The sequence below is a fragment of the Candidatus Chlorohelix allophototropha genome, from assembly GCF_030389965.1.
Classification (GTDB): domain Bacteria; phylum Chloroflexota; class Chloroflexia; order Chloroheliales; family Chloroheliaceae; genus Chlorohelix; species Chlorohelix allophototropha.
In genome coordinates this window covers 2280354-2298310 of the sequence record NZ_CP128400.1, presented here as the reverse complement: position 1 = coordinate 2298310, position 17957 = coordinate 2280354, and the positions used below count along the sequence as shown (strand labels likewise).

Sequence of the window (17957 nt, the reverse complement as noted above, 5' to 3'; positions counted from 1 at the left end):
GGATGACATGGCACAAATCAAATTTGGAACCGACGGCTGGCGAGCAGTTATCGCCGAAGATTATACCTTCGACAATGTACGTAAAGTAGCGCAAGCCACCTGCGAATATTTCAAAAAAGAAGGTTACGCTAAAGACGGTCTGGTAATAGGCTACGACACCCGTTTCAACTCGGAACATTTCGCTGCTGCTACCGCCGAAGTCTTTGCCGCTAACGGTGTAAAAGTTTATCTGAGTAACAATTTTGCCCCGACTCCGGTTTTCAGCTACTCCATTATCGAGAAGAAAGCGGGCGGCGGCGTGGTCATTACTGCCAGCCACAACCCTGCCACCGACAACGGTTTCAAGGTTAAGCCTCATTATGGCGGCAGCGCCTCACCCGAAATTGTGACCGCCATTGAAGGTTATCTCGACACTCCGATACAGCGCATGAAGTTTCAGGATGCGGTGAAAGCCGGATTGGTGGAATATTTCGATGCAACCGAAGGCTATATCGAGCAATTGGGGCGAATGGTGGACATCGAGGGTATCCGCAAGAGCAATCTTAAAATCTTGGTGGATTCGATGTATGGCGCAGGGCAAGGCTATTTCCCGCGCATCCTGAGCGGTGGGACTGCCACCGTCACCAATATGCACAACGAGCGCAATCCGATTTTCCCCGGCATGCACAACCCCGAACCGATTGCCCGCAACCTGACCGAGCATATGGAACTGATGAAAACCGGCAAGTATGACATCGGTATCTCGAACGATGGCGATGCTGACCGGGTGGGCTTAGTGGATGAGAAGGGCGAGTTTGTAGATCAATTGCGGGTGTACGCCCTACTCGCACTCTACATGCTGGAAGTGCGAGGCGAGCGTGGCATGATTGTAAGGTCGCTTTCCACCACCTCAATGCTTGACCAACTTGGCAAGCTTTACAATGTCCCGGTGTTTGAAACTCCGGTGGGCTTCAAGCATATCGGACCGAAAATGATGGCGGAAAATGCTTTGATGGGTGGCGAAGAGTCGGGCGGGTTCGGCTTCCGAGGGCATATTCCCGAACGTGACGGTATCATCTGCGGTCTATTTCTGGCGGATATGTTGGTCAAAACCGGGAAAACTGTTTCCGGCTTGATTGATTGGCTCTTTGAGAAAGTCGGGCCCCACTATTACAACCGCATCGACTTTACCTTTGAGCAGGAAAAACGGGGCGAGATTATGCAACGCATCCGCGATAATACGCCAAAGGATTTGGCTGGCTCAAAACTCGTCAACACCCGTTTTGATGATGGTTTCAAATATTACAGCGAGGACGGCAGTTGGTTGCTGATTCGCTTCAGCGGCACCGAACCGATTATGCGCGCCTACACCGAAACCACTTCTCCTGAAAAGGTCGAAGCCATCCTAGCGCAAGGCAAAGCTATCACCGGAGTCTAACGAATTTTTGCAATAGGCATGAAGAAAGCCCGGCGTTGAACCGGGCTTTTTTGTTTCGCGCTTATTCTACCATTCAGACCATGTTCCTTCTGGGCGTTGCAAAATCCATGAGGCTGGTTCTGCCGTGTACATCCCATGAAATTGTTCCCCAAAAGCCGGGTCACCGTAATAGGCAAACGCCCCCTCAAGGCTATACCATACCTCTACCCCCAGAAATTCGAGCGATTCCCCACCCATGCGGAAAAAGTTCTGGTGGGAGATTGCGCCGAGCTTACGCGCCTTGCTGAGACCGTTGCTGGTGGCAGCATCCATAGTTTTGCGGGCTTGCTCTTTGGAAGAAACAGTCCCGCGCACAACCCCAAGAAACCGCTCATTTTTTCCGGCTGGCGCAAGCAGGCTGTAGTGGAAAATATCGTTGGCAGGAGTCCACACCACCGGGTCGCGAGTGGCGAAAATTTGCCCGGCTTGTTCCTGAACATGAGGATTGGAAAAAAACTGGTTGAGTCCTTCCATATCATTCCAAACATCCATAATAAAGAACTCACCCTTTTCGTCCTGAACCGGCACAAAAACCGAATGACTGAGGTCTCCCAGAGATTGTGCTGTAGCGATATTTGCAGGCGCTCCGGCAGTAGCATTGTGAATAGCGCGGGTTTGCTCAAGGCTAGCTTGACCTTGAGTACCATTTATAGTTAACAGGAATAATTGAGTTGAGGACATGAATTTATCTCCTTCATGAATTGAAATCAAAAAAGGCACATCTAATAAAACCTGTTGTGGCAAGCTTACCGAAAGAGCAGATTAAAACTGCGACTCTCAAGCAGTGGCTTCAAGTAACGGTTGCGTTATTTAGCTAGAACGTAAAATGGGATGATTATTATTGGTTGTTACCGGATGCCCATGGATCCGGTCCCGGGTCGTTGCCCAGAGAGGCTTCTACCAAGCGTGGCAGGAAATGTTCCCAACCCTCGGTATGTGATTTAAGCATCTCCGGCGTGGGCAGATTGGAATGTTTCAGGTGCAAGCGAGTGCCTTGCCCATCCGGTACAAGATTTATTTCAACGGTGGATGTGCCGGGCGGGAGCGGGCTACCTTCGCCTTCCCAACCCCATGTGAACACCACCCGATTATAGGGCGATACTTCCACATATTTTCCACTTACAATGTCGCGCCCTGTGATATTGGTACGGTAAATGCCACCCGGTTGTGGGTCGAGGGTAGCTTTTACACCTTTCCACTTGGTCAATTTAACCGGGTCTGTGAAAAAAGGAAAGATGGTTTCAGGGCGAGCGTCAATCCAGATTTCACGTTCCACCGTAAATGCTTCAAGATTCAACCTTAATAACTCCTTTTTGCTTTTCTTCTGCCTCTGCTACCTCTTTCAGCATAAAAAGCTGCTCATCCCAGAATTGCTCTAGGAAGCTCTTTAGCTCGGAAAGACCGTCAGGGCGGAAGCGATACAAACGGCGAGTGCCTTCCGCGCGAACCAAAACCAGCCCCGCCTCTTCCAGCACCTTCAAGTGCTGCGAGATAGCCGGACGACTTACCGAAAACTGCGCTGATATTTCTCCAGCCGACAACTCCTTCCAGTGCAGCAGTTGTAAAATCTGGCGGCGATTTGGCTCGGCTATGGCGTGTAATACTGAATCTAGCATGATGTTATTTTAGCATACGCTTACGTAAGTGTCAACTTACATTTGAGGTTGTTTGAAAATTGGTATTCGCAATTTTATGAGGAAAGGCGGCTCAAAGCACAAGCTCACTTCTTGCCGCTCGAAACAGGCTTAGTATGTCCCGTCAATACCCAATTCTTCTTTGGCATCTTCGGTCATCATAGTAGGATTCCAAGAGGGCGACCACACCAGATTGAGTTTTACATCGTTGACACCGGGCATACCGTCCAACGCCTCGCGCACTTGCGCCCCTATTACATGACCAAGCGGACAACCGGGCGAGGTAAGCGTCATAGTTATGTCAACTAGACCTTCATCATCTATATCCACCCCATAAATCAGCCCTAAATCAACAATGTTTATCCCGATTTCAGGGTCATAGACCGTTTTAAGGGCTTCTTTTAATTCTTCTTCAGTCGGCAAGCTCATGTGTTTTACTCCCAATTTAACTCAAAGCGGTAATTATCCCGCTTGCTTTCATCTTCAATTTTTTCTATATCCAACCGTATATTTTGCGCCCCGCTAGCGGCTACTACTGCTTCGGTGATACCAGCCATAAACTCGATATAGCCGGGTTCATCAAAATGCAAAAGCTCCCAGCGATTAGGCTCTAGCTCTTTCGCGCTGCGCTCGCCATAGCGGAAAATACCCTGATATACCAGCGGCGAGTTCTTGACCAACCGCACAGTACCCCACGCTTTTATTACAGCCAGCAGTATTTTGCCCGCTGCACTATTGCCATAACCCTCAAAACTAAGCCTGCCAAGCTTACGCATGGATTCTTGCAAGTCCTCACCCGGCAAGACCCGCGCTGCTATCAATTCCAATATCCGGCGCGCTTGCCACACCTCAACTTCAGGGGTAGGATTCTGTGGGTCATAGCCGGTGTGCTGTACAATAGCGGAAACCAGTTCGGTATCATCTTTCATGCCAGTTCCCGCCAGCAGCGCCACCATTGCGTATTTTTTTATCAGATACGGGTTATCCATCTAAAACTCGCCATCCATCCAGCCTAACTCTTCTTTACCCTGCTCGCTTATCATATGCGCGCCCCACGGTGGTGACCACACAAAGTTGATTTTAACACCGTTCACGCCCGGTAGTTCGCTTAATACATTCTTTACATCATTCCGGATTTCCGGTCCGGCAGGGCAGGCAGGCGTGGTAAGCGTCATAAAAATCTCAATCTCGCCGGTATCATCTATATCCAAGCGATAAACCAGACCCAAATCAATTATGTTTACGCCCAATTCAGGGTCGGTCACGGTTTTTAGAGCTTTGATAATCTCTTCATCGGATGCGACCGCCATCAGCCTTCGCTTCCTTTCTAATTACTAAATTGAAAAGGATGGGCGGTTTGATGCTCCAGCCCACCCTTATTATCACGAGTTTATGCGCCATTTGCAAATGCGTTTGTAGGGGCGTATTTGAATACGCCCTTCCCGAATCTTAACCGATAGAGCCTTCCATCTCCAGTTGCACCAAACGGTTCAACTCAAGGGCGTATTCCATCGGTAGTTCTTTTGTAACCGGCTCAATGAAACCGTTTACAATCATTGCCATTGCTTCGGACTCACTCAAACCGCGAGTCATTAGGTAGAATACCTGCTCTTCGGAAATGCGCCCTACCGTTGCTTCATGCTCGATAGTTACATTATTCTGATGTACCTGCATATCTGGGTAAGTATCGTTGCGGCTGAACTCATCCATCAGCAGACCGTCACAGCGAATCTTGGCGCGTGAACCGTATGCGCCCTTCGCAATTCGCAAAAGCCCTCTGAATCCGGCATGCCCACCATCTTTAGCGATTGACTTGGACAAAACATTGCTGGTGGTGTAGGGCGCAGCGTGGATAACTTTCGCGCCGCCGTCCTTATGTTGCCCCTTGTTGGCGAAAGCGATATTCAAATGGTCAGCCCGCGCCCCTTTGCCAATTAGATACGAGCAAGGATAAAGCATGGTGATTTTGCTACCCATCGAACCGCCCACCCATTCCATGTGGGCTTCTTCTTCAACCAACGAACGCTTGGTGTTGAGATTGTAAATATCGCTAGACCAGTTTTGAACGGTGGTATAGCGGGCGCGCGCGCCTGGTCGCACAAAGATTTCCACCACCGCGCTATGCAACGAGTTGGTGCTGTACTGCTGAGCGGTACAGCCCTCGATATATTGCGCTTCCGAACCTTCTTCCACAATCAACATGGTATGCTCGAAAGTGCCTTCTTCCTTGCCTTCCATACGGAAGTAGGCTTGCAAGGGCAAATCAACTTTGGTGTTGGGTGGAACCCACATAAAAGAACCGCCACTCCACACCGCACCATGCAATGCCGCAAACTTATTATCGGTAGGCGGCACGCACTTGGTCATGAAGTGCTTCTTTACAATGTCGGGATAATCCTTGACGGCGGTATCCATCGAAGTGAAAAGAATACCCAGTTTTGTATATTCTTCCTTCAAGCCCTCATAAATCGGTTCGCTATCATATACCGCGACCACACCCGCCAGATATTTGCGTTCAGCTTCGGGGATACCCAACTTTTCGTAGGTGTTCTTGATTTCGTCAGGCACTTCATCCCATGTACGGGTTTTTTTCGAACCGGAGGGAGTGTAAAAAGTAAGGTCATCAAACTTCAAACCGCTCAAATCCGGTCCCCACGTCGGCATCGGCTTCGACTCGAATATATCGTAGCTCTTGAGGCGGAATTCGCGCATCCATTGTGGCTCATCCTTCTGCCAACTAATATCTTCGATTAGTTCGCGGGATAGCCCTTTCTTCGCCTTCCACACTTTCAAAAGCGGCGTACCGAATTCAACTTTCTTTTCGGTAGCTTTATTTATTTCTATAGTCATTTTTCTATACTCCTCCGGTCAGACTGCCTTTTGCCAATTCTGCCGTAAAATACGAGTTGACTTTGTATATCTATGGTTATGCCTCACCCGCCAAGCGGATGAAGCTATTACGCTTGAGAATCAATCACAGGACTTTCGCTTAGAGTAGTAAATCCATCAAATTTTACCAGCAAACGCGGGCGCATCGCGATGCGCCCCTACGAACCAACTCTCATGAGAACCGATTTGTATCCCCCATCCGGGGGACAGGTGGGCGGTTCGCCTGCGCCCCGTAGAGGGTGTGAACCGCCCTTCGGTAATCTTATTCTTCATCCTCATCTTCATCTTCTTCGGCAATACGCCCCGCCAGTACCAGCCCTTTGCGGGTAGTGCGCAACGCCAGTGAAGCGCATTTTAGTCGCACCGCACTGTTTATCTCGATACCTAGTTCTTCAATAATCTGGTCGCGGGTAATATCTTTTACTTCGTCCACCTTATGCCCTTTGATTAAATCGGAAAGGACATAGGCGGAAGCGCGACTGATAGCGCAACCTCGCCCGGTGAAGCCCACATCTTCCACGACCCCTTCACTATTGACCCTCAATTGGAGTTTGAAGCGGTCGCCACACAAGGGATTGCTATCTTCAAGTTCTATAGTGGGGTCTTCCACCCGATGGTTTTTTAGTTCGACATCAAAGTTATGCGCCAATTCCAGCACATACTCCATATCTAAGTCGTCTCTTGCTTCAGTCACCTTTAAATACCTCTCTGATTACCAAGTTTAATCCCTACCATATTACTAGGAATTAAATCAAATTGCAAGTTAAGATACTATGCAAGTTTGAAGACTTTACGCACCCGATAGAGCGAATCCACCAGTTTATCAACCTCTTCCAGCGTATTATAGATGTAGAAACTGGCGCGAGTGGTCGCGGGAAGATCAAGGAAATCATGCAGCGGTTGGGCGCAGTGATGCCCGGCGCGTACCGCGATGCCATCCCGATCCAGCATTGTGGCGAGGTCGTGCGGATGCACCTCACCCAGATTAAACGCCACTACCCCGCCGCGTTCTTCGGCTTTGCGCGGTCCGTAGATATGCAAATCGGGTACTTCGCGCAATTGTCCAAGCGCGTAGCGGGTAATTTCGATTTCGTGGGCGCGAATCTTGTCCATCCCGAAAGATGCCAGATAATCAACCGCTGCGCCCAAACCGATTCCTTCGGCGATAGCGGGCGTTCCGGCTTCAAATTTCCACGGGAGGTCATTCCAAGTGCTGCCTTCCAGCGTTACGCTCCGAATCATGTCACCCCCGGTCAAGAAAGGCGGCATTGCTTCCAACAGATTACGGCGCGCCCAAAGCACGCCGATTCCGGTTGGTCCGCACATTTTATGCCCGCTAAACGCCAGAAAATCTATATCCAACGCCTGTACATCCACCGGAAGATGCGGCACGCTTTGGGCGGCATCTACGAGGATAAGTGCGCCAACCGCATGGGCTTTCTTTGCCAGTTCCGCCACCGGGTTGATAGTACCCAATACGTTCGACATATGGGTAACTGCCACCAGTTTGGTTTTTTTGGTGATAATTTCGTCAATATTGGAAAGGTCGAGCTTGCCTTCCTCGTTCACCTTGATATAGCGCACTTTCGCGCCCTTTTCCTGCGCCAGCATTTGCCACGGCACGATATTGGAATGATGCTCCATAACCGTACTGACAATCTCATCGCCTTCTTTGATATTGGCGCGACCCCATGTGTGCGCCACCAGATTTATAGATTCGGTGGTGTTGCGGGTAAATATAATTTCCTTGTGCGAACGGGCGTTGAGAAACCATTTGACTTTGCCATGGGCGCGTTCATATTTGAAGGTCGCTTCCTCACTCCAACGATATACGCCACGATGGATATTGGCATTACATTTATGGTAATAATCCAGCATAGCTCCCACCACCTGTTCGGGGCGCAAACTGCTGGCGGTGCTATCCAAGTAAACCGAAGGCTTGCCGTTGGTTAATTCTTGCAAAATAGGAAAATCGCGCCTGATTTCGGGAATATCAAATGCTCGCTTCTCTCGTTCTTGATCCAGAGATTCAATTTCTGTCATATAAGATTCGACCTTCTCTAAAAGTTTAGACCAACGAAGGGCGTATTCAAATACGCCCCTACGAATTAAAACCGCCTCGTTCGGATGTGGTTCGGGGTAGGGGCGCATTCCGATGCGCCCGGTATTAGATTAAATCCCTTGTTACCGAAGGTCTTACCCCAATCCTCGTTTTACGGATTTAATTGTTAATCCTCATAAGCCCCTTGCCTAAAAGAGCAAGCCCTTTGCAAATTAATATATTTTCCTAGAGATTATTTCCTTCATGCGCTGTCGCACACTGGCAAGCGGGATGCGATTGGTCACTTGCTCGAAAAAGCCCTGTACGATTAATCCGACCGCTTCTTCACGGGACAAACCGCGCGATTGCAGGTAGAAAATCGCTTGCTCATCCACCATGCCGATGGTTTGCCCATGAGCGCAGCGCACATCGTTGGCATCCACATCAAGGCTTGGCAGGGCATCCGCCTTGCTATCCTCGCTCAAGAACAAAACATGGTCTGCTAGAAAGCTATCGGTATTTCTTCCGAGCTTATCCACTCGAATTTTCCCCTGAAAACCGTATTGCCCTTTATCCAGCAACGCCGCTTTAAACAAAGCATCTCCGGTGGTATTTGGTACGGAATGGCGCATTACCACTTTCAGGTCAAGGTGCTGCTCGTGATTGGGGAAAATCGCGCCAACCGCCTCGGCATGCGCCCCTTCGCCCAAAGTCACGCTTTCCACATCAAGGCGCGTTTCTTCGCTACCCATAACCGCCAATATCCAGCGGTTGATGCTGTCTTTCTTGAGCAAGGCGCGTTTGGTGGAATAGTTAAAGAAGCTTTCGCCCCAATCTTGAGGATTATAAAACTCCACTTTTGCGCCCGTAGCTACAAAGGTTTCTACAATATTGGCATCTAAAGCTTGCTCTTTGAGGTTCGATGCGCTTAATTGTTCCTCAATAATTTTAACTTGGCTGTGAGGTTCTGCCACTACCAGCACATGGCTGAAAATTGCGCTATTGGCAGTGTCGGCGTAGAACACCACCCGGAAAGGCGCTTCTATAACGACATTTTTAGGAACGTACAGAAATGCGCCACCACTCCACAAAGCCGCATGCAAAGCCGCAAATTTATTATCGTCTGGCTTTACATTGGAAGTCATAAAATATTCATGCACCAACGCGGGATGTTTCTGCACCGCCTCGTCAAGGCTACAGAAAATTACCCCTTGCGCGAGGGCTTCTTCGGAAAGCTCTACCTGCACCACTTCGCTGTTATACTGCACGAGAGTTCCGGCGGTTTGCTCCACAATTTCGCGGGTTTCGCCCTCTTCCTCATCCTCGATAATCACCTTGCCATCCAAATTAAGGTGGGGTAGGCTTGACCCGGCAGGCGTGAAGGGCTGCAAACTCTCCAGCTTTAGCTCTTTCAAGCTGCTAGTCCACCAACCACGAATACCGCGCGTCCAATCCGGCAACGGCAAGGCTTCGTAGAGCTTCAAGGCTTCGCGCCGTTTCTCCAGCATCCAATGCGGCTCTTGCTTTAAAGCGGATAGTTTTTCTACCGCTTCCAGCGTTAAAAGGCTCTCTACCACAGGGCTGGTCATTAAGCATCCTCCTCCGCCCCGGCAGCAAGCCCGGCTTCTTCGCGAATCCAGCCATAGCCGCGCTCTTCAATTTCCTTGACCAATTCCTTGCCGCCGCTCTTGACCAGATAGCCTTGCATCATCACATGTACAAAATCTACATCAAGGTAGTTCAAGATGCGCTGCTGATGGGTGATAACCACGATGCCCATATCAGGACCTTTTAGCTTGCTCACGCCTTCGCCTACGATGCGGATAGCGTCAATATCCAGACCGCTATCAGGCTCATCCAAGAAGGCGATTTTTGGCGACAACACCGCCATCTGCAAAACTTCCATGCGCTTCTTCTCACCACCGCTAAAACCATCGTTCAGGTAGCGTTTGGTGAATTTTTCGTCCATCTGCAAAAGACTTAATTTGCTTTTCAAGATAGTGCGGAATTCTTTGGGCGGAATAAGCGTTTGACGCTTAGAGCGGTCAATATTTGCGCCATCGCCCCCTACTTTGGCTTGGTTACCACCGCTACCATCTCCAATTTCGCCCAAATTATCGGGCGTAATGGTGGGAGCTTGGTCGCCTTTGCGAATATTGGTCAGAGCAGTACGCAAGAAATTACTGGCTGAAACGCCCGGTACTTCCATCGGATACTGGAAAGCGAGGAACAAGCCCCGACGCGCCCGGCGATCGGCTGGCAAATCCAAAATGCTCTCTCCCTGCCAAATAATATCCCCGGCAGTTACGGTATAACGGGGATGCCCCATAATAGTATTGCTCAAGGTGCTTTTACCGCTACCGTTGGGACCCATTATTACGTGGGTTTCGCCTCGCCGGATAGTCAGGCTTAGCCCTTTGATAATCTCTTTGTCCTCTACATTTACATGCAAATCTTTAATGATAAGCTCGTCAGCCATTTAATTTCCCACTCCTCAGAATCGGTTAGTTTTCAGTGGTAACCGCAAGTATTACTTTATTTTCTTGGTCGCCGGGTATTGCTTTTATCCCCAAACTTACCGGCAAGCTACGGCGGGTTTCAGGCACAAGGTCTGCCAGCGTAGTAGAATCGAGCGCCTGCGAAATCGCATCACGCACCCGCACCCACAGAATTGGAGCGGTGCAAATTTCTTCATGGTTGCACACTTCCGCATCACCGCTCAAAGTAGCGCACCGCATCACTCGAAAGCCGCCTTCGCGCTCTTCCAATGCCCGCACTACCGCGCCCATCCGAATTTTGTTAGGCGGCATGCTAAGGATGTAACCACCTTTAGCCCCCCTTATGCTTTCAATCAGTTGAACTTTACGCAAATTTGGTACAATTTGCTCTAGATACGCCACCGAAAGGTCAAGATGCGCCCCGATTTCCGAAAGAGAAAGAGGGCCTTTTCCGTAATGCCGCGCCAAATCGGTCAGCATCATCACACCGTACTCTATTCGTGTGGAGAAAATCATATGCCACCTACCACTTCGTCAGATAGCTTTTTAACTATTCTGTTTTAGGCTATATTTGCCAGTAATCTATATATTAAGTGAGTTGTAAATCCTAGTACCGTTGTCGGATTTATTTTACTCCCCACCAATGAGCCTGTCAAGTATATTCCTACAAATTTTGTCGGAATTTCACTAATTATCCACTCTACAATCTATTACCGCACCGCCCGTTACTTTCACCAAGTCGGCAGGGTTGAGCGGAAAGATAGCGTTAGGAGTGCCACCCGCCGCGTACACCACCTCGAAAGCGAGTAAATCCTGATCTATGAAAATGGTCAGCGGTTGCGCATGAGCGAAGGGCGGCACTCCCCCGATGGCATACCCAGTTTTCTCTCGCACAAATTCGGGCGTAGCCTTATGCAATTTCTGCCCGATATGCGTCTGCACCTTGTGGGTATCAATTCGGTTTGCGCCACTGGCAATGACCATCACCGGAATAGCGTTCTCCTTGTCGCCTGCCGCAAACAGGATGCTCTTGCAGATTTGCGCCACACTTGTACCGATTGCAGCGGCGGCTTCTGCCGAGGTGCGCGTACTCTCGCTGAACTCTACTATCTGACTATTCAGACCTAGCTCATCTATGATTTGCTGAACTTTCTGGGCAGCAGGTTTCACAATATCCTCCCCTATTTACAGTTTTCTTATCTCAAATAAAGCAGCTAATTTTAGCACAATCAGCTTTTTAGGGTAGTTTCCACTACATACCCGCTCTCCGGCTAGGTGGTAGTATAGAGTCTGTCGTAGCCACAAACTTTTATACCCTTTTATCCATTTTGCCTAATAATCTTAAGCTCTTGCCTTACAAGGAGAGTAATATATGAGTTTTAAAGTAACTAAACCAGCCGTTAGCCCTGCCGCCGATAGCGGTAGCCTGTCGGTGGATGGTTACGAGAAAGCCGTAGTAAATGCCCCAAACAAAACCACTGCTGAAGGTCTCAAGAAAGATATTTTAGCGCCCCGTTTCTACACCACCAATTTTGAGCAGATAAACAAATGGGATTTGAGCAGCCATAAGGCTGAACTTGAGAAGATTTTGTCTGAGTTTCGCGCCGACCTTAACAAGGGTCATTTCGTGCGTACCCCTGAGTTCAAAGGTCCTTTTGAAAAGTTACCCCGCCAAGAATTTGAAGAATTTGCCCGCCGCAGCAGCATGGGTGAGTTCTCCGGCTGTCTACTTTATCGCGAAATAGCCGAGCATTGCACCGAGCCAAACCTTCGGGATGCCTTCAAGTACATGACCCGTGATGAGGGACGGCATGCCAGTTTCCTGACCCACACCATGCAAGACCTCGACATTGAGTTCGATTTGGGCTTTCTGGCACAAGCCAAAGAGCGCACCAAAATTCCTCCCAAGATTATGTGCTACACCGTGTATCTCTCCGAGATAATCGGCTACTATCGCTACATCACTATATTTGACCATCTGGAAGCTAATCCAGAGTTGCGCTTCCATCCCATCTTCAAATCCTTTGGGCGTTGGTGCAATGATGAGCATCGACACGGGCATTTCTTCGCTTTGGTCATGAAATCTCAGTCTAAAAGCATGCTCAAGGGTTTCCTTAACCACGCAATGATTAAATTCTTCACCCTCTCGGTCTATATCACAATGTATCTGCGCGACATCAAGCCTCAAGCGCAGACTTTCTACAAAGCGATGGGGCTTGAACCGCGCGAATATGATATGCATGTGATTAAACGCTGCGATGAAGAAGCCAGTACCGTTTGGGGCTTTAGAATCGACACGGAAAATCCAGCCTTTGGGCGGTTGCTGGAAAAAATGGCAGCCAACAATGAGCGTTTGGACGAACTGGAAGGTAAAGCGGGCGTAAGCGCAACCGCCCGGCGGGGTTTGCTCAAAGCAAGCAACGTTGCCGCAATTGGGCAACTCTTTCTGATGCGCACCAAAAAGGTTAGAACTATATAACTACTCAGCCTATTTTAGAATGAGCCTGTTCGCAAATACGCGGACGGGCTTTTTAGTGCGGGATTCATAGCTAAGTGTAGTAATAGCAGTGCTTTAACACTATTTTTAACTATTTATTTACCTTATTCGACCTGAATTTAATCTTTACAGATATAAACCGTTATTATAGAATAATGATTACCAATAAGTTTTATCTTTTGGTTTCTTCTGGGTAGTTTAACCATGCGGGGGACAGAGGTAAGGGAATAGGAGACAGTAAAACCCAAGACTAGGTTCAATCAAGAAGATTTTCTGCCATAGAAAAGCATAATAGTTACAGTACGCCCTACTTTAGTTTATACACCTAAATTCTAATTGGATATACCTTTTCAGCCTACTGCACCGTTGCAGCAGGTTGCGTTATGCTCCCTATCGCAACGGCGCGGTAGGTGAGTTTACCGCCACAGTATTCAGTCAGGGGTGGCGCTAACCCGTCACCTGCTATTTTCTTATACCCATTTTATCATAAAGGAATAAATAGTTTGGTAGTCCTTGTTATAAATGAAACTGCCGTCTTTAGAGAAATCGTGCGTAGGTTCTTTGAAATGCGTGGATACGCTGTGCTTGAAGCCGCTACCTCCAGCGAGAGCTATTTGCAAGCAATGGAATACAAACCGCAAGTTGTATTAGTAGATAACCTTATGGAATCACTCTCTTGTCTTACTATTTGTAAGAATATACAGTCAATTCCCGGTATGGAAACCGCTAAGTTTGTAATTTTTACTGACTTTGAGGGTGAGGTAGAAGATGCTTCTGGTATCAATCTAAAAGAAACTATTACCAAGCCCAATATAGTTCCTAAGTTGAAGAAAGCATTTCCAGCCTTGAAATAAATATCCCTCCTAACTCCCCTTACTTTAAGCAGCGCAAACAAAGAGCCGGGCACACCCACCCGGCTCTTGCATCTTTTGAATTGTTGCAGTGAAAGAAACTTAACCCTTTTCGGAAAATGTTTAGCAGTGGTAGATGAGCCTTTCCTTTTTGCTGGAACAGCGCATCATCAATATCCTACTAGATATGTTGAATAAAAGCAGATATTTCTAACTTTACTCTCACTTTACTTTACTTGCATTTATTTTTCAATTGTATTAAAATATCTTTACAGATAGCGATTATATCTGTGCTTAGGAGCTAAACTCTTTAGATATTTTTTAGGTGTTCTTTAGATTGTTTAGCAATCATTAGAGTAGAAACACGATGCTTGTGTGCAGCAAACCCCAATACTAGGTTCATTTAGCCGGGTTTTCTGGCATAGGATATGCATTATAGTTATAGTACATCCTACTTTAGTTTATATACCTAAATTCTAATTGGATATGCCTTTTCAGCCTACTGCACCGTTGCAGCAGGTTGCGCTATGCTTCCTATCACAACGGCGTGGTAGGAGAGTTTACCGCCACATCATTCAGTCAGGGGTGGCGCTAACCCGTCACCCCACCATTTTTTGTGCCAAATTTTAGTATGAAAAGAATAATTGTTATAAATGGTAGTTCTTGTTGTAAATGAAACTGATGTTTTTCGAAAATTCGTGGGTGCATTCTTTGAAATGCATGGATACGAAGTGCTTGAAGCCGCAACCTCTTGGGAGGGCTACGCACAAGCAATGGAATACAAACCGCAGGCTGTGTTAGTAGATAACTTTATGGAATCAAACTACTATCCCAATTATTGTAAGACTCTTCAGTCAATTCCCGGCATGGAAACCGCCGAGTTTGTGATTTTTACTGACTATGAACATGAGTCAGTAGATGCCGCTGGCATCAATCTAAAAGTAGTTATTACCAAGCCCAACCTAATCCCTGAGTTGAAGAAATTATTCCCAGCCTTGAAATAGAATTCACACCTCCTAACAATTCCCCCTATCACTAAGCAGTACAAAACAAAGAGCCGGGCTACCCACCCGGTTCTTATATATTGTTGCCAAAATTTAGATTCAGCAATTATGACACCTCTTTCCGAACTGCCAACAGCCCGTAAACTCGATTCTTAATCTTGACGGCAACGAACTAAAGTGCTAACATCATTATGACAACTAACTAGTTATCGGACTTTACCCGACAAAGTCAGGATACGCCATATGGCTAAGAAAGAATCTGCCGGGACAACCGGAGCAGCTACCTCGCGTTCACCACGCAAGAGTAAACTTGAAAACGTCGATCCGGTTATAAATGTACAGCCCATCGACCCTTCTGCACCTGTGGTCACGGCTGATGCGCCTAAAGAGAATAAACGTAGCAAGCGCATGGCAGGAAATGCCTCTACTGCCCAACTTACGCTTGCCCCAACCCGCAATGCGCCTGAACAATTGCAGGCACAGGGCAATTCTTCTGCCCCTGCCCCGCGCAAGCGCACCCCCAAAACGCAACCGAGTAATTTTCATCGCGATGACAAATTGCCCGCGATTGCGCCCGGAGCGCGTCAGGAAATCTACGGCATCCTACTAATAGTCTTTGCTCTAATCTTCTTCTTCGGGCTATTCGCGCAAAAAGGCTTGATTGCAGATGCGGGCATGGCGGTCAGGCGCATTTTCGGGCTTGCCTCCTACCTAATTCCGGTATGGCTGGCATTTATAGGCTTAACCTTCTTCTGGGAAGGCTTAAGGCGGCGAGAATTTATCAACCAGACGCGCTTGTTGGGAGGAATCCTCTCGATTATCGCCTTTGTACTACTAATCCACCTATTAGATGCCAACCCCAAAGATTTGGCAGAAAAGGGCGGCGGCGGCGGTTACATCGGTTACTATACCAGCGGCTTTCTCGCCGGGATGTTGCAGAACATCGGCGCATTTTTATTGTTGGTAGCGCTATTCATAGTGGGCTTGATTATTGCTTTTAACGTATCCATCCGCCAACTTTGGCAGGTTCTAAAAGGTACGCCAGCCCCTCGCCAAATCGAAGAACCGGATGACCTTGATATTGAGATGGATCCAACCATAATTAACCCCCATCTGGCAAGCCGTAGCTACGTAGTAAACCGCGAAGAGGGTAAACTGGAAGAAGAGGCTTTGCTGGATAGTCTTTTGCTACCGCCTAGCGCCACCAAAATCGGCAATCGCAATAATGTGCCAACTGAAATTACCCCTTCGATATTCGGAGCGCACCTTGTACCAAGTAGCCATGCTCAACCTCCCATTCCTGCCGACAAAAAACCGATAGAGGGACAGAATTGGAAGCGCGAAGATTCGCCCGCGCCTGCCGAATTGCCCCGCCGCGAGTGGCGTTTGCCTCAGCTTGAGATGCTGGCAAATTTCTCCGGCGTAGAAGTAAACGAGAAAGACCTGCTTAAGAAAGCCAAGAAAATCGAGGAAACGCTTGCTAGTTTTGGAGTTGAGGCGTATGTGCGCGAGGTCAACACCGGACCTACCGTCACCCAGTTTGCGCTTGAACCCGGTTTTGGGGTTAAAGTCGCTCGCATTACTGCCCTTTCCAACGACCTTGCGTTGTCTTTAGCCGCGCCCGCCATTCGCATCGAAGCGCCCGTACCCGGTCAGCAGCGCGTGGGCGTGGAAGTACCCAACCTGAAGATTGCTACCGTAGGCATGAAAGAAATAATGGAGTCGGAAGACTTCAATAAGAGAAGCGGCAAGCTTAAAATAGCGTTAGGGCGGGATGTGGCAGGGCAACCGATGATTGCCGACCTTGCCAGAATGCCGCATCTTTTGATTGCAGGGGCAACCGGAAGCGGTAAATCGGTGTGTATCAACTCGATTATTGCCGCTATGCTGTTCCAATATCGCCCGGATGAACTCAAGTTTATAATGGTTGACCCTAAAATGGTGGAACTCAGCACCTACAACGGCATCCCGCATTTGGCTTTCCCGGTGGTGGTTCAAATCGAGGCTGACCCGGAGAAAGAGCGAGATCGCGCCCGCAACGGCGAACCGCGCACCCCAACCGTAATGAGCGTTTTGAAGTGGACTATCCGCGAAATGGAAAAACGCTACAAACGCCTTTCGCTGTCAGGACATCGCAACATCGACAGCTATAATAAAGCTGCCGGAGTGGGCAACGATTGGGAGAAATTGCCTTACCTCGTGCTGATTATAGATGAACTGGCAGATTTGATGATGGTTGCGCCCGAAGAAGCCGAATCGAGTATCTGTCGCCTCGCCCAAAAAGCCCGCGCGGTGGGCATTCACCTCATTCTCGCTACGCAGCGTCCTTCGGTGGATGTGGTAACCGGCTTGATAAAGGCGAACTTCCCCACCCGCATCACCTTTGCCGTTACCTCGCAAACCGATAGCCGGGTAATTCTGGACGTAGCCGGAGCAGAAAAATTGCTCGGTCGCGGCGATATGCTCTATCTGCCAAGCGATGCGCCCAAGCCTATCCGAGTGCAAGGGGTGTTTGTCAGCGATGAAGAAATTGATACGCTGGTAAGATTCTGGGATCAGCAAGCCACTTTCCTCGAAGGCGAAGCCAAAAACTTTGTACAAGAACAATTGTGGCCCGGTGAGCTAAACACCATCGAAGCAGACCGCGAGGACAGCAGCGACGATACGGACGAGTTGTTTGAGCAAGCTTTGCAATTGGTGCGCGAATCTCGAAGCGCTTCAATCTCACTCTTGCAACGCCGCTTACGAGTGGGCTATAACCGCGCCGCTCGTTTGATTGAACAGCTTGAACAAGCGGGGGTAATCGGGCATGCCGAAGGCAGCAAACCGCGCCCGGTGTTACTCGAAGAAGAAGATTTGCTTGGCACGACCTCGCTAACCGCTGCCGCCAGCCTCTTTACGCCAGAACCTTTTGACGCGCCAAACGATAAAAGCCGTTTTGTCTCAAATGCTACAGTCTATAAAGATGTTTCTCCGGCATTGAACGCGCAAGCCAGAGTCAATGAAGTGCGGCTGGAAAGACGCGCCAAACCGCCCGAACCGCAAGCTCACAACGGCGAGGATGACGACGAGGATTTACCGTTATAG

19 protein-coding genes are annotated in these 17957 nt (G+C 48.7%); 5 read left to right on the top strand and 14 right to left on the bottom strand.

All coding sequences use genetic code 11. The features are described from left to right. The first annotated feature begins 7 nt into the window (after positions 1 to 7). Entirely contained in the window at positions 8 to 1417 is a 1410-nt protein-coding gene (locus OZ401_RS22475) for a phosphoglucomutase/phosphomannomutase family protein (protein WP_341470769.1), read from the top strand. Positions 1418 to 1483: 66 nt separating this feature from the next. Here OZ401_RS22475 and OZ401_RS22470 read toward each other — a convergent pair whose 3' ends face one another. The 14 genes from OZ401_RS22470 to OZ401_RS22405 form a co-directional block, all read right to left on the bottom strand. Next, entirely contained in the window at positions 1484 to 2137 is a 654-nt protein-coding gene (locus tag OZ401_RS22470) for a hypothetical protein (RefSeq protein WP_341470768.1), read from the bottom strand. Between the two features lie 157 nt (positions 2138 to 2294). After that, the gene (locus OZ401_RS22465) at positions 2295 to 2753 is read right to left on the bottom strand and encodes an SRPBCC family protein (protein ID WP_341470767.1); all 459 of its coding nucleotides are present in this window, start codon (positions 2751 to 2753) and stop codon (positions 2295 to 2297) included. Beyond that, positions 2743 to 3072, bottom strand: a complete 330-nt coding sequence (locus tag OZ401_RS22460; RefSeq protein WP_341470766.1) for an ArsR/SmtB family transcription factor — start codon at positions 3070 to 3072, stop codon at positions 2743 to 2745. Before OZ401_RS22460 ends, OZ401_RS22465 begins: the two co-directional genes overlap by 11 nt. Before the next feature lie 129 nt (positions 3073 to 3201). Next, a complete protein-coding gene (locus OZ401_RS22455) occupies positions 3202 to 3519 on the bottom strand; it encodes a metal-sulfur cluster assembly factor (protein ID WP_341470765.1) in 318 nt (105 codons plus the stop codon). A gap of 5 nt (positions 3520 to 3524) precedes the next feature. After that, a complete protein-coding gene (locus OZ401_RS22450) occupies positions 3525 to 4079 on the bottom strand; it encodes a DUF2378 family protein (RefSeq protein WP_341470764.1) in 555 nt (184 codons plus the stop codon). After that, the gene (locus OZ401_RS22445; RefSeq protein ID WP_341470763.1) at positions 4080 to 4400 is read right to left on the bottom strand and encodes a metal-sulfur cluster assembly factor; all 321 of its coding nucleotides are present in this window, start codon (positions 4398 to 4400) and stop codon (positions 4080 to 4082) included. A 139-nt stretch (positions 4401 to 4539) separates the two neighbouring features. Continuing rightward, the gene (sufB, locus tag OZ401_RS22440; protein ID WP_341470762.1) at positions 4540 to 5940 is read right to left on the bottom strand and encodes a Fe-S cluster assembly protein SufB; all 1401 of its coding nucleotides are present in this window, start codon (positions 5938 to 5940) and stop codon (positions 4540 to 4542) included. Between the two features lie 156 nt (positions 5941 to 6096). Beyond that, positions 6097 to 6252: a hypothetical protein gene (locus OZ401_RS22435; RefSeq protein WP_341470761.1), complete on the bottom strand. Its 156-nt coding sequence runs from the start codon at positions 6250 to 6252 to the stop codon at positions 6097 to 6099. After that, positions 6242 to 6673, bottom strand: coding sequence for an iron-sulfur cluster assembly scaffold protein (locus OZ401_RS22430; protein WP_341470760.1), 432 nt, complete (start codon positions 6671 to 6673; stop codon positions 6242 to 6244). The genes OZ401_RS22435 and OZ401_RS22430 overlap by 11 nt, the downstream gene beginning before the upstream one ends. Before the next feature lie 77 nt (positions 6674 to 6750). After that, positions 6751 to 8022 carry a cysteine desulfurase gene (locus OZ401_RS22425; protein WP_341470759.1) on the bottom strand — a complete coding sequence of 424 codons (1272 nt, stop codon included), beginning with the start codon at positions 8020 to 8022 and terminating at the stop codon, positions 6751 to 6753. Positions 8023 to 8253: 231 nt separating this feature from the next. Continuing rightward, a complete protein-coding gene (sufD, locus tag OZ401_RS22420; RefSeq protein ID WP_341470758.1) occupies positions 8254 to 9609 on the bottom strand; it encodes a Fe-S cluster assembly protein SufD in 1356 nt (451 codons plus the stop codon). Then, positions 9609 to 10499, bottom strand: a complete 891-nt coding sequence (locus OZ401_RS22415) for an ABC transporter ATP-binding protein (RefSeq protein ID WP_341470757.1) — start codon at positions 10497 to 10499, stop codon at positions 9609 to 9611. The genes sufD and OZ401_RS22415 overlap by 1 nt, the downstream gene beginning before the upstream one ends. 25 nt (positions 10500 to 10524) lie before the next feature. Continuing rightward, entirely contained in the window at positions 10525 to 11034 is a 510-nt protein-coding gene (locus OZ401_RS22410; RefSeq protein WP_341470756.1) for an RrF2 family transcriptional regulator, read from the bottom strand. A gap of 171 nt (positions 11035 to 11205) precedes the next feature. Beyond that, on the bottom strand, positions 11206 to 11688 hold the full coding sequence (locus OZ401_RS22405) for a YbaK/EbsC family protein (protein WP_341470755.1): 483 nt from the start codon (positions 11686 to 11688) through the stop codon (positions 11206 to 11208). 202 nt (positions 11689 to 11890) lie between these two features. Here OZ401_RS22405 and acsF point away from each other — a divergent pair, with 202 nt between their 5' ends. The 4 genes from acsF (at position 11891) to OZ401_RS22385 (ending at position 17957) form a co-directional block, all read left to right on the top strand. Then, complete coding sequence (gene acsF, locus OZ401_RS22400; protein ID WP_341470754.1) at positions 11891 to 12997, top strand: magnesium-protoporphyrin IX monomethyl ester (oxidative) cyclase; 1107 nt, start codon at positions 11891 to 11893, stop codon at positions 12995 to 12997. A 521-nt stretch (positions 12998 to 13518) separates the two neighbouring features. Next, positions 13519 to 13869, top strand: coding sequence for a response regulator (locus tag OZ401_RS22395; RefSeq protein ID WP_341470753.1), 351 nt, complete (start codon positions 13519 to 13521; stop codon positions 13867 to 13869). Positions 13870 to 14519: 650 nt separating this feature from the next. Beyond that, a complete protein-coding gene (locus OZ401_RS22390; RefSeq protein ID WP_341470752.1) occupies positions 14520 to 14870 on the top strand; it encodes a response regulator in 351 nt (116 codons plus the stop codon). A gap of 243 nt (positions 14871 to 15113) precedes the next feature. Continuing rightward, entirely contained in the window at positions 15114 to 17957 is a 2844-nt protein-coding gene (locus tag OZ401_RS22385; RefSeq protein ID WP_341470751.1) for an FtsK/SpoIIIE family DNA translocase, read from the top strand.

Bases quoted from the DNA above. Each gene is read 5' to 3' on its own strand.
- OZ401_RS22475 (WP_341470769.1), top strand. From the start codon at position 8: ATGGCACAAATCAAATTTGGAACCGACGGCTGGCGAGCAGTTATCGCC.
- OZ401_RS22470 (WP_341470768.1), bottom strand. From the start codon at position 2,137: ATGTCCTCAACTCAATTATTCCTGTTAACTATAAATGGTACTCAAGGT.
- OZ401_RS22460 (WP_341470766.1), bottom strand. From the start codon at position 3,072: ATGCTAGATTCAGTATTACACGCCATAGCCGAGCCAAATCGCCGCCAG.
- OZ401_RS22455 (WP_341470765.1), bottom strand. From the start codon at position 3,519: ATGAGCTTGCCGACTGAAGAAGAATTAAAAGAAGCCCTTAAAACGGTC.
- OZ401_RS22450 (WP_341470764.1), bottom strand. From the start codon at position 4,079: ATGGATAACCCGTATCTGATAAAAAAATACGCAATGGTGGCGCTGCTG.
- OZ401_RS22445 (WP_341470763.1), bottom strand. From the start codon at position 4,400: ATGGCGGTCGCATCCGATGAAGAGATTATCAAAGCTCTAAAAACCGTG.
- sufB (WP_341470762.1), bottom strand. From the start codon at position 5,940: ATGACTATAGAAATAAATAAAGCTACCGAAAAGAAAGTTGAATTCGGT.
- OZ401_RS22435 (WP_341470761.1), bottom strand. From the start codon at position 6,252: ATGAAGAATAAGATTACCGAAGGGCGGTTCACACCCTCTACGGGGCGC.
- OZ401_RS22425 (WP_341470759.1), bottom strand. From the start codon at position 8,022: ATGACAGAAATTGAATCTCTGGATCAAGAACGAGAGAAGCGAGCATTT.
- sufD (WP_341470758.1), bottom strand. From the start codon at position 9,609: ATGACCAGCCCTGTGGTAGAGAGCCTTTTAACGCTGGAAGCGGTAGAA.
- OZ401_RS22415 (WP_341470757.1), bottom strand. From the start codon at position 10,499: ATGGCTGACGAGCTTATCATTAAAGATTTGCATGTAAATGTAGAGGAC.
- OZ401_RS22410 (WP_341470756.1), bottom strand. From the start codon at position 11,034: ATGATTTTCTCCACACGAATAGAGTACGGTGTGATGATGCTGACCGAT.
- acsF (WP_341470754.1), top strand. From the start codon at position 11,891: ATGAGTTTTAAAGTAACTAAACCAGCCGTTAGCCCTGCCGCCGATAGC.
- OZ401_RS22390 (WP_341470752.1), top strand. From the start codon at position 14,520: ATGGTAGTTCTTGTTGTAAATGAAACTGATGTTTTTCGAAAATTCGTG.
- OZ401_RS22385 (WP_341470751.1), top strand. From the start codon at position 15,114: ATGGCTAAGAAAGAATCTGCCGGGACAACCGGAGCAGCTACCTCGCGT.